Here is a 10132-nt window from a genome sequence, read left to right on the forward strand (position 1 = left end):
TAATCGTATAGCGAGAACCTTTTCTGCCCATAGAAAAACTCCTCCTTAGGTAGGCAAGCTTTGATTATTTGCTTGTCTACCCAAAGAGGAGTATATCCATCATATGATAACCAACTTATGCCTGTTATTTAGTTCCGAATAAACGGTCACCAGCGTCACCAAGACCAGGAACAATGTAGCCGTTCTCGTTTAGTCTTTCATCCAACGCAGCAGTGTAAATATCGATCTCTGGGTGAGCCTCTTGAAGTGCTTTAACCCCTTCTGGAGCAGAAACAAGGCACATGAACTTGATATTCGTTGCCCCTCGTTTCTTTAAAGCGTCAATCGCCATAATGGCTGAACCACCAGTAGCGAGCATTGGGTCAACAACATAAACCTGACGTTGATCAATATCAGAAGGTAACTTTACAAAATATTCGTGTGGCTTCAACGTTTCTTCGTCACGGTACATCCCAATGTGACCAACCTTGGCAGCTGGAATGAGTTCTAGAATACCATCAACCATTCCGATTCCGGCACGGAGAATTGGCACAATCGCCACTTTCTTTCCTGCTAAAGTCTTAACCGTTGTTTTTTGGATTGGCGTTTCAATTTCAACATCTTCCAATGGCATATCGCGAGCAACGTCATAAGCCATTAAAGTGGTAATTTCGTCTGCAACTTCCCGGAACACCTTGGTACCACAATTTTTGTTACGAATAATCGTCAACTTATGTTGAATCAGCGGGTGATCAAGCACTTGAAACTTACCCATTTAGACACACTCCTTTTATATTTCTTCCTATTGTATCACGCAATCTTATCGATGAACGGGGTTAATCAAATTTAACAGGCTCAATGAACTCTGTAATTGAATGCTTAGCGCTAAGCTTCAAAACTGCTTGATGCAATTCTTCAAGTTTAGCCTCATCCTCGTGGTTCTCGATGGCCGCTAAAATAATCTTGGCAACTTCTTGGCTATCCGCCTCGTCAAATCCACGAGTCGTGATTGCAGGCGTTCCAAGCCGGACCCCTGATGTCTTAAATGGACTCAGCGTCTCGTTTGGAATAGCTTCCTTGTTGGTTGTAATTTGAATCGAATCCAGCAACTCTTGGGTTTGCTTTCCGTTTAAGTCAGTTTGACTAACATCAATCGTCATCAAATGATTGTCGGTTCCACCCGAAATTACCCGAACGGTATCGGATGCTTCAAAAACGGCTGCCATCGCTTGCGCATTTTTAATAATTTGCTTGCTATAGGCTGTGAACTCCGGTTTTAAGTCCTCGCCAAACGCAACGGCCTTCGCCGCAATTACATGCTCTAATGGACCACCCTGGCTGCCTGGGAAGACCGCCGAGTTAATTTGCTTGGCGTATTTTTCTTGGGATAAAATCAGACCACCACGAGGGCCACGAAGCGTCTTATGAGTTGTCGTGGTGACCACGTCCGCAATTCCAACAGGGTTAGGATGAACACCTGCTGCCACTAAACCGGCAACATGTGCCATGTCGACCATCAAGTAAGCACCGACTGCATCCGCCACTTTTCTAAATTCCGTCCAGTCAATGATGCGACTGTAAGCTGAAGCACCGGCCACAATGAGTTTGGGTTTGACTTGCTTAGCTAACTCCAAAATCATGTCAAAATCAAGCAGTTCAGTATCTGGATTCAATCCATAACTATAAGCGTTATAAATCTTGCCACTAAAGCTAACCTTGGCACCGTGGGTTAAATGGCCCCCGGCATCAAGTCCCATCCCCAGAATCGTATCTCCTGGGTTCAAGAAAGCAGCATATACGGCTTGATTGGCTTGTGAACCTGAGTGTGGTTGAACGTTTGCGTATTCAGCATTAAACAACTTCTTTGCGCGTTCAATAGCGAGACGTTCAACGACGTCAATGTACTCGGTACCACCGTAATATCGTTTCCCTGGATAGCCCTCTGCATATTTATTGGTCAAAACTGACCCTTGTGCGGCTCTGACTGCGGGCGAAACAATATTTTCAGAAGCAATCAACTCAATATTTTGTTCCTGTCGTTGTTGCTCTTTGGCAATGGCGTTCCATAACTCTGGATCCTGTTCTTGATAGTTCATGTAACCGGCCCCTTTCCTTTAACTAGTCTGATTTTACCAAATAGTTGGCATCACCGCATTAGGATTCTCTAACGGTCGTCACCAAAATGACGTTGTCCGGCTGATTTATCTAAGCGATTCATATAAGCTGCGCCAATCCCCTCGGGTTTGAACGCTTCCGTTAAAATAGCCTTCACCTGCGGATTTTCATCAAAATGGCGTAAGGCCGCAAACAAAAGGTGGCTCGCACTGTTAACGTCAGTCCCCAAAGAATACAGCTCGACGTTGGCAGGTAAAGTCAAGTTCGCAGCCAACTCATCCGTCACCATTAATCCTACCAGAAACGGCTGCTGTCCTGCCCACTTTAAAGCCTCTGGAAATTCTGATGGTTGATCCACAATATAAACCTGTGCGTTTGGCGCGTAATGCTTATACTTCATCCCCGGCGCCTTAGGTACCTCCTTCAACCCGACGTGGTGCTTGTTTGAAACCACATTACCAATGATAGCTTCCAACTGCTCGATGCTAACCGCCCCAGGACGTAAAACGGTTGGTACCTCAGTAGACATGTCGAGAACTGTCGACTCAACCCCCAATTGGGTGGCGCCATCATCCAAAATACCGGCAATCTTGCCGTTCAGGTCATGATAAACGTGTTCAGCCAAAGTCGGACTTGGCTTACCAGACGTATTTGCAGACGGTCCAACTAGTGGTATGCCAGCCGTCTTAATCAGATCCAGCGTCGCTTGATTATTAGGCATCCGAAATGCTGCTGTCGTGAGTCCACCAGTGACGTGAGTGGACAACGCATCTGGTTTGAGGTTAAAAATCAGGGTTAGTGGTCCTGGCCAAAATTGCTTAATCAACTTCTTAGCTGCGTCCGACAAGGGCTCAGCATACTTTTCAACCGTTGCGACATCCGCAACATGCACAATCAGCGGATTATCACTGGGACGACCCTTGGCTTGGTACACTTTTTGAACAGCCGTATCATTCGTGGCATCTGCACCGAGACCGTAAACCGTTTCAGTTGGAAACGACACAAGTTCTCCTAGTTGAATCTGCTTCGCCGCTTCATCAATCTGTGCCTTCGTATAAAGTTCTGTTTTCATTTATCGTGCATCCTTTCAAACCGAATTCGAACCATTCGATCGTTTTGTTCCATATCTTTTCTGACAACCACCTCAGCCGTCGGAAATGTTGTTTCAAATAAAGTTTTAACGGCTGAGGCTTGTTGAAACCCAATTTCTAGATATAACTCGGTTACTTGAATGACCGCTTGCTGAATGGCAGCTGCTAAACGCTCGTAAATCAATAAACCATCATGCTCGGCAAACAACGCCAGTTTCGGTTCGTGCGCTAAAACACTCTGGTCCATCAAGTCTTCCTCTTTATGAGAAATGTACGGCGGGTTAGATACTACCACGTCAAACTGACGTCCCTGTACAGGCTCTAATAAGTCCCCCTGCAAAAGTTCAACGTCAGCCCCAAGCTGACTGGCATTCGTTTCGGCAACCTGCAGAGCTGCTTCAGAAATGTCGGATAGCGTGACCTGCCAGTCTGGTCGTTCTGTTTGGAGTGTCACCCCAATGGCACCACTACCGGTCCCAACATCTAAAATGGTCAAATTAGCTTTGTCTTGCTGATCCGTTAACACCCATTCCACCAATTCTTCGGTTTCCGGTCTGGGAATCAAAACGGCTTCATTCACCTGAAATGTTCGACCGTAAAATGGTGCAGTCCCAATGACATACTGGGGTGGCATCCCATCAACATAAGCCTGAACATCAGCTTGATATTGATGCCAAACTGCGTCAGACATCACTTCCTGATAGCGTACCAGCAAGTCGGTCTCGCGCCAATCATAACGCTCTAACAATAGAAAGCGAGTTGCCGCCTCTTCTAAATCTGACTTTTGCACAAACAAAGAAGCCCATTTCAGGGCTTCAAAGTAGGTTGGATTACTCATTTTTCAAGTTCTCCAGTTTGGCGGCTTGATCAGAAACGATCAAGGCATCAATGATCTCCTCTAATTCACCATTCATAATGCGGTCCAATTTGTTGAGTGTCAGACCAATTCGGTGATCTGTCACTCGGTTTTGAGGATAGTTGTAAGTTCTGATCCGCTCTGAACGATCACCAGAACCAATGGCTGATTTTCTTTCAGCGTCGTAAGCATCGACTTCTTGTTGCTTGTAGTAGTCGTAAACCCGAGCCTTCAAAATCTTCATGGCCTTTGCACGGTTTTGTTGTTGTGACCGTTCATCTTGCATGGCCACCACGATTCCCGTTGGCAAATGGGTCATTCGTACGGCTGATGAGGTCTTGTTAATATGTTGACCACCGGCACCTGAAGAACGGTAAACGTCGGTCCGAATATCCTTTGCATCGATGTCAATATCAACATCCTCAGCCTCAGGCATCACCCCAACCGTTGCAGTTGACGTGTGAACCCGTCCAGCAGATTCCGTTACTGGGATCCGTTGCACCCGATGAGCACCATTTTCATACTTCAACTTCGAGTAGACTTTATCCCCCGAAATCATCAGGACAATTTCTTTGAAACCGCCGACTTCAGTATCACTACGGTCGACAACTTCGACTTTCCAATTTTGCTTTTCAGCATACTTGGTGTACATATCAAATAAATCAACAGCAAACAAACTGGCTTCGTCACCACCAGCGGCACCATGGATTTCCATGATGATGTTCTTGTCGTCGTTAGGGTCCTTTGGTAAAAGGAGCACCTTCATTGTCTCTTCAAGTTGTGCCTTTTCGGCTTCTTGTTCCTTTAACTCTTCTTTAACGAGTGAGGTCATCTCATCGTCAAGCTTTTCTCTCAGGAGCTCATTGTTTTCTTCAATTTGTTGGCTGACTTTTTTGTATTGATTATACTTATCAACCGTTTCCCGCAAGTCACTTTCTTCCTTAGAAAGCGTCATGAAACGTTGCGTATCTGCAATCACTTCGGGATCACTTATTAATTCATTAACTTCATCATAACGGTCAGCGACCGCTTGGAGCTTATCGAACATTTCGTCCATGTTATCTTAATTCCTCATTTCCCTAACATATCAATTGGTGGATTATTGTAGTGACGCCGACAAACTGGATAGTAAGCCTCGTTACCACCAATCTGTACTTGCTTGCCTTCATAAACCGGCTTGTTATTATTAAAACGCATATTCATAATCGCCTTGCGCGTACAGAACCAGCAAATCGTCTTCATTTCTTCAATCTTATCCGCATACAGAAGCAAGTATTTGGAGCCTTCGAACAACTCATTGCGAAAATCGTTCTTCAAACCGAACGTCATCACCGGAATGTGCAAGTCGTCCACGATTTGAGCGAGTTGTAAAACATGCGCTTTTTTCAAAAATTGAGCTTCGTCAATCAGCACACAGTTGGCTTCCGGATTAATCTTTTTGACAGCTTCATAAATATCGGTGTCTTCAAAAATTGGATGCGCTTCACGCTCCAAACCGATTCGACTCGATACGACGCCCACACCTGCTCGGTCATCCACGCCACTGGTCATAATGATGACCGGTTTGTTTTGCTCTTCGTAGTTGTGAGCCACCTTCAAAATTTCAATCGTTTTACCACTGTTCATAGCTCCGTATTTAAAAAATAATTGCGCCACTATCATTGCCCCGCTCTCTACACAGATTCTTATCCATTATAGCGGATTCCTAAGCAAATTTCATTAGGAATTCCCATCTCGAAAAGCTAGGATTTTTTTAAGCTAATCCATTCTATTCGGTAAACGGGGCAATCCGTGCTAAAATGTAACTTTGAAATCATCATTTAAAAATTATAAGCAATACATTTGGAGGAACAACGCATATGTCAATGAGGAGCAGCGTAGCCAGTTTCGTTGGGCGATCATCTTACTGGTTTTTACATACATTCTTTAAGGGGGGCAGCTCGCTGCCCGGGAAATTAACCTTGAAACTAGATCCCGATATTCTAAAAAATCTAGGCGCCAAGTATGACGTCGTCGTCATTACTGGGACTAACGGTAAGACGTTGACGACTGCTTTGACGGTTCGTGTGTTAGACCAAAAATACGATAACATCCTAACGAACCCTACTGGCTCAAACATGGCGCAAGGAATTGTCACAACATTTCTTGAAGCCCCAAAATCTAAAGATGCCAAGCCAGTTGCTGTCTTGGAAGTCGATGAAGCCAACGTCATCGAGGTCACCAAGTATATCAAACCAAAAGCTTTCGTTTTCACCAACATCTTCCGAGATCAAATGGATCGCTACGGAGAAATCTACACGACTTACCAAAAAATTCTCAACGGTGTGGCATTGGCTCCCGAGGCGACCATTATCGCCAACGGTGACGCACCGATTTTTCATTCCAAGGAACTGCCTAACCCCATCATCTATTACGGCTTCGATCACGAACCTGATAGTGAAATGAAGGCTAAGCCAAACACCGATGGGGTCCTGTGTCCTGTCTGTCAAAACATTCTACACTACAAATCCATCACTTACAGTAACCTTGGTAAATACTATTGCCCTGTTTGTGGCTTCTCACGACCAGAATTAACTTACTCACTCAACAAGTTAGGTGAATTAACCCCAACAAGCTCTTCATTTGAAATTGACAACCAACCTTTCAAAATCGAAATCGGTGGAATGTATAACATCTATAACGCCCTAGCTGCTTACGCAGTGGGCCGCTTCATGGGTGTTTCACCTAGCCAAGTTGCTAAAGCCTTCGAAAGTGACAAAAAAGTTTTCGGTCGCCAAGAAGAAATTAATGTTGAGGGTAAAAAAGTCACACTGATTCTTGTGAAGAATCCCGTTGGTCTCAATCAAGTGTTAGATATGATCAGCACGGATAAAACCCCCTTCTCATTTGTTTCGTTGCTTAACGCAAACTATGCAGATGGAATCGATACCAGTTGGATTTGGGATGGCGACTTTGAAATGCTACCTAAGCTCAACATCAAAGCCTTCATGACGGGTGGCGAGCGCTACAAAGATGTGACTTTCCGCTTGAAGGTTGCCGGTGTCCCTGAGGGCAAACTAACGGTCGAACCTAATCTCAGCAAAGTGATTGAAAAAATCCCATCGCTACCGACTGAAAGAGTCTACGTACTTGCCACTTATACGGCTGTTTTACAGCTTCGAAAAGAACTTGCCAATAAAGGCTACATTAAGGAAGGAATGACACTATGAGCTACGAATTAAATGTCGCCCATTTATATGGGGATTTAATGAATACCTACGGCGACGTCGGTAACATTTTAGCGTTAGAATACTACGCCAAACAAATGGATGTTAAACTCAACGTCGACATTGTCAGCTTAAAAGATGAGTTTGATGCTGATCGCTATGACCTTGCCTTCTTTGGTGGTGGCCAAGACTATGAACAAGTGATCGTCTCCAAAGACATTCAGGGCAAAAAGGATGCGTTGACACAGTTCATCGAATCCGACGGCCCAATGCTCGCCATCTGTGGTGGCTTCCAACTGCTTGGCCATTACTACGTTGGTGCTGATGGTGAAAAGATTCCTGGCATTGGTGCCTTAGACCACTACACCCTCGCACAAGATCATAATCGTTTTATTGGCGATATTGTCATCGATAACGAAGACTTCGGCGAAGAATACCACGGCTTCGAAAATCACCAAGGACGAACGTTCCTAGGCGAAGGTGAAAAACCATTGGGTAAAGTTGTTACGGGAAAAGGTAATAACGGCGAGGATCAAACAGAAGGCGCCATTTACAAGAACGTTTTCTGCTCCTACTTCCACGGCCCAATTTTGACACGGAACGGCAATATTGCTAAACGGCTTCTCGTTGCCGCCCTTGAGAGAAAGTATCCAGATCAAGATTTTTCAACTTTAGAAAAAATGCCAATTCCGGCAACCTTTTAACACAAAACGGCTTTCCCAACATACATGGGAAAGCCGTTTTTTACTGCTCTTTTTCAGTTAAATACGATTGAATAATGGCGTATCGTCTAGCCAAAAATGGTTCATTCGGGCTATCAGGGTGGATTCGATTAGAAAGGAAAACTAACCCCTGCCCCGTTTGTCGGTCCAGCACGATTGCCGTTCCGGTGAATCCAGAATGCCAAATACACAAATGTTCATCCGCAGCGGCACTTGGAATCAAGGCCCAGCCTAGTGAACGAACGGCTGCGTTCGGAGCGTTATTTTGTGCTAAAACATCCTTAGTTTCATTGCTTAGCAAGGTTTCGTCATCCGTTAGCAAACTCTTCGCAAAGGTTAACAAGTCTTGCTTAGTGGCAAAGAGACCGGCTGACCCACACTCAGCGCCTAAAATAGCCGCCTTAGGGTCATGTACATGACCGCGAATTAGGCCTCGTTCTGGGCTTACTTCCGTTGGCACACACTCAGCTGGATTCGTTGGGTAAAAAGTGCTGTCGGTCATTTTCAGCGGTTGCAGTACGTGACTGGAAATAAGGTCCTGAATGGGTTGATTCAAAATGGCACTCGCAATCCACCCCAAAAATATGAAATTGATATCACTGTAGGTCATTTGTTGGTCAAAATCATTGCCAACGTGCAAGCCCAACAACGCCTTTTTTAATTCTAGTTTGGGTAATTGATTACGGTTTTTGATATAGCCCGTTATCCCGGACGTATGCGTCAACAAATGGCGAACCGTGACTTGTGGGTACCGCCACTCTGGTAAGTATTGACTGATAGAGTCTGTTAAACGCAATTTGCCTTGCTCTATCAGCTGTAAAATCACATTCGTGGTACCAACCACTTTCGTCAAGGATGCGACGTCATAAAGTTGATTTTCGCGCAATGGTTCAACGTCAGGTACCAATGCCTCATTGCCATAGATTCCAGACATAATCTGGTCTGATGATAGATCCAACATGGCATACGAAACGCCAGGAACTGTTCCATCAACAACCAACCGTTTAATCATCTCGATTGTCCGTTCATACCTCATCTCAATCATCCCTTCACACTTATCTTTAAGCCTAAGTTAAAATCGGGTTCATTTCAATTGATGGCGCCGGTTATATCGAAAACTTAACGTTCTAGTCGATTCCTACCGTTGCTAATTGGCCGGTCAGTACTAGGCCACCGTTTATCCTCAAAGCCAACAAAATCAATGGTGAGCTGTGTCTTTTCGCGTAGCACTTTAAGTACTTGCTCTAAGAATGCTAAATCATAATGCTTCCCTTCCAGCGAATGTAAGGGGATGGATCGTTTACGCCTGTGAGGCGCACTCGAGTTGAAGAAAAAATTGAGCCGTTTACTATACTTCTCATTGATCACGCCCAACCAATACTGGGTACGGCTCACTCGCTTTTCAAATAACGGCGCCAAGCGATCAAAAATAAGCTGAGCCTCTTTTGTCGCGACCACATCTCGTGGTTGCTCTTCGACAAATTGCTTCTCCATGACAATCCCTCCCAAGTCGATAACGGAATAATTGATTATAAACGATTATCGAACACACGTTTGCGTTTGTCAACTTTTTAATCAAACAAAAAGAGCCATTCACAATAGCTGTAAATGCCTCTATATCAACCTTTATCACCCGCACGGGGATCGAACCCGTAACTCAGCCTTGAGAGGGCTGCGTCTTAACCAATTTGACCAGCGGGCAATACTATTTTTTAGTACAGATATTAAATTACTATATATTGAAGCCAAAGTCAACTCGTCTGGTGAATAAAAAATAAATTATAGAGTAAACATACAATTTTACCTAATCGAGTATTGACAGGATACTGCAAACAGGATAACATAATTACATGTCAGATGACTTTATATTCATTGGGTATTCGCCAAATTGGTAAGGCACCGGACTCTGAATCCGCAATTTACTGGTTCGATCCCAGTATACCCAATAGTGAGTTACCGTAACCGTTCAAGCAGTGATGCTTGAACGGTTTTTTGTTGACCATAATTAGTTAAAAATAAGGCCCTGACAAATTAAACTGGCTCTATACTAAATCCTGTTGATGGATATCTTAAGTGATATTCTATTAACAGGGTTTTTTGCATAAAAAAAGGCCCATGGCCTCATATACTTAAAATCCACCCACCACAAGCATCATTAGAAAG

10 protein-coding genes and 2 tRNA genes are annotated in these 10132 nt (G+C 44.4%); 3 read left to right on the forward strand and 9 right to left on the reverse strand.

Annotation, left to right across the window (positions count from 1 at the left end):
- Positions 1-124: 124 nt before the first annotated feature.
- The 6 genes from upp to LOSG293_RS08975 form a co-directional block, all read right to left on the reverse strand.
- Positions 125-754, reverse strand: a complete 630-nt coding sequence (gene upp / locus LOSG293_RS08950; protein WP_034529525.1) for a uracil phosphoribosyltransferase — start codon at positions 752-754, stop codon at positions 125-127.
- A 61-nt stretch (positions 755-815) separates the two neighbouring features.
- Positions 816-2075: a serine hydroxymethyltransferase gene (glyA, locus tag LOSG293_RS08955; protein WP_034529527.1), complete on the reverse strand. Its 1260-nt coding sequence runs from the start codon at positions 2073-2075 to the stop codon at positions 816-818.
- 68 nt (positions 2076-2143) lie between these two features.
- On the reverse strand, positions 2144-3166 hold the full coding sequence (locus LOSG293_RS08960) for an L-threonylcarbamoyladenylate synthase (RefSeq protein ID WP_034529531.1): 1023 nt from the start codon (positions 3164-3166) through the stop codon (positions 2144-2146).
- Complete coding sequence (gene prmC, locus LOSG293_RS08965; RefSeq protein WP_034529533.1) at positions 3163-4023, reverse strand: peptide chain release factor N(5)-glutamine methyltransferase; 861 nt, start codon at positions 4021-4023, stop codon at positions 3163-3165. Before prmC ends, LOSG293_RS08960 begins: the two co-directional genes overlap by 4 nt.
- Complete coding sequence (prfA, locus tag LOSG293_RS08970; RefSeq protein ID WP_034529536.1) at positions 4016-5098, reverse strand: peptide chain release factor 1; 1083 nt, start codon at positions 5096-5098, stop codon at positions 4016-4018. The genes prmC and prfA overlap by 8 nt, the downstream gene beginning before the upstream one ends.
- A 14-nt stretch (positions 5099-5112) precedes the next feature.
- Entirely contained in the window at positions 5113-5697 is a 585-nt protein-coding gene (locus LOSG293_RS08975) for a thymidine kinase (protein ID WP_034529549.1), read from the reverse strand.
- A 203-nt stretch (positions 5698-5900) separates the two neighbouring features.
- Here LOSG293_RS08975 and LOSG293_RS08980 point away from each other — a divergent pair, with 203 nt between their 5' ends.
- Both LOSG293_RS08980 and LOSG293_RS08985 read left to right on the forward strand, forming a co-directional pair.
- Entirely contained in the window at positions 5901-7250 is a 1350-nt protein-coding gene (locus tag LOSG293_RS08980) for a Mur ligase family protein (RefSeq protein ID WP_034529540.1), read from the forward strand.
- Positions 7247-7951, forward strand: a complete 705-nt coding sequence (locus tag LOSG293_RS08985) for a type 1 glutamine amidotransferase (protein ID WP_034529543.1) — start codon at positions 7247-7249, stop codon at positions 7949-7951. Before LOSG293_RS08980 ends, LOSG293_RS08985 begins: the two co-directional genes overlap by 4 nt.
- A gap of 40 nt (positions 7952-7991) precedes the next feature.
- Here the strand turns inward: LOSG293_RS08985 and LOSG293_RS08990 are convergent, their stop codons facing one another.
- From LOSG293_RS08990 to LOSG293_RS09000, 3 genes are all read right to left on the reverse strand, one after another.
- The gene (locus tag LOSG293_RS08990) at positions 7992-9005 is read right to left on the reverse strand and encodes a serine hydrolase domain-containing protein (RefSeq protein WP_034529546.1); all 1014 of its coding nucleotides are present in this window, start codon (positions 9003-9005) and stop codon (positions 7992-7994) included.
- 83 nt (positions 9006-9088) lie between these two features.
- Positions 9089-9463, reverse strand: coding sequence for a hypothetical protein (locus LOSG293_RS08995; protein WP_051907280.1), 375 nt, complete (start codon positions 9461-9463; stop codon positions 9089-9091).
- A 135-nt stretch (positions 9464-9598) separates the two neighbouring features.
- Positions 9599-9671 (reverse strand) — tRNA-Glu (locus LOSG293_RS09000).
- Between the two features lie 171 nt (positions 9672-9842).
- On the opposite strand from LOSG293_RS09000, the gene LOSG293_RS09005 reads away from it, so the two are divergent.
- Positions 9843-9915: transfer RNA gene (locus LOSG293_RS09005), tRNA-Gln, on the forward strand.
- Positions 9916-10132: the final 217 nt, after the last annotated feature.

Origin of the sequence: Secundilactobacillus oryzae JCM 18671 (assembly GCF_000740055.1) — a bacterium.
GTDB lineage: Bacteria > Bacillota > Bacilli > Lactobacillales > Lactobacillaceae > Secundilactobacillus > Secundilactobacillus oryzae.

Excerpts from the sequence above, each read along its gene's own strand:
- LOSG293_RS08960 (WP_034529531.1), bottom strand. The coding sequence starts at position 3,166 with ATGAAAACAGAACTTTATACGAAGGCACAGATTGATGAAGCGGCGAAG.
- LOSG293_RS08995 (WP_051907280.1), bottom strand. The coding sequence starts at position 9,463 with ATGGAGAAGCAATTTGTCGAAGAGCAACCACGAGATGTGGTCGCGACA.
- prmC (WP_034529533.1), bottom strand. The coding sequence starts at position 4,023 with ATGAGTAATCCAACCTACTTTGAAGCCCTGAAATGGGCTTCTTTGTTT.
- LOSG293_RS08990 (WP_034529546.1), bottom strand. The coding sequence starts at position 9,005 with ATGAGGTATGAACGGACAATCGAGATGATTAAACGGTTGGTTGTTGAT.
- LOSG293_RS08980 (WP_034529540.1), top strand. The coding sequence starts at position 5,901 with ATGTCAATGAGGAGCAGCGTAGCCAGTTTCGTTGGGCGATCATCTTAC.
- LOSG293_RS08985 (WP_034529543.1), top strand. The coding sequence starts at position 7,247 with ATGAGCTACGAATTAAATGTCGCCCATTTATATGGGGATTTAATGAAT.
- upp (WP_034529525.1), bottom strand. The coding sequence starts at position 754 with ATGGGTAAGTTTCAAGTGCTTGATCACCCGCTGATTCAACATAAGTTG.
- prfA (WP_034529536.1), bottom strand. The coding sequence starts at position 5,098 with ATGGACGAAATGTTCGATAAGCTCCAAGCGGTCGCTGACCGTTATGAT.
- glyA (WP_034529527.1), bottom strand. The coding sequence starts at position 2,075 with ATGAACTATCAAGAACAGGATCCAGAGTTATGGAACGCCATTGCCAAA.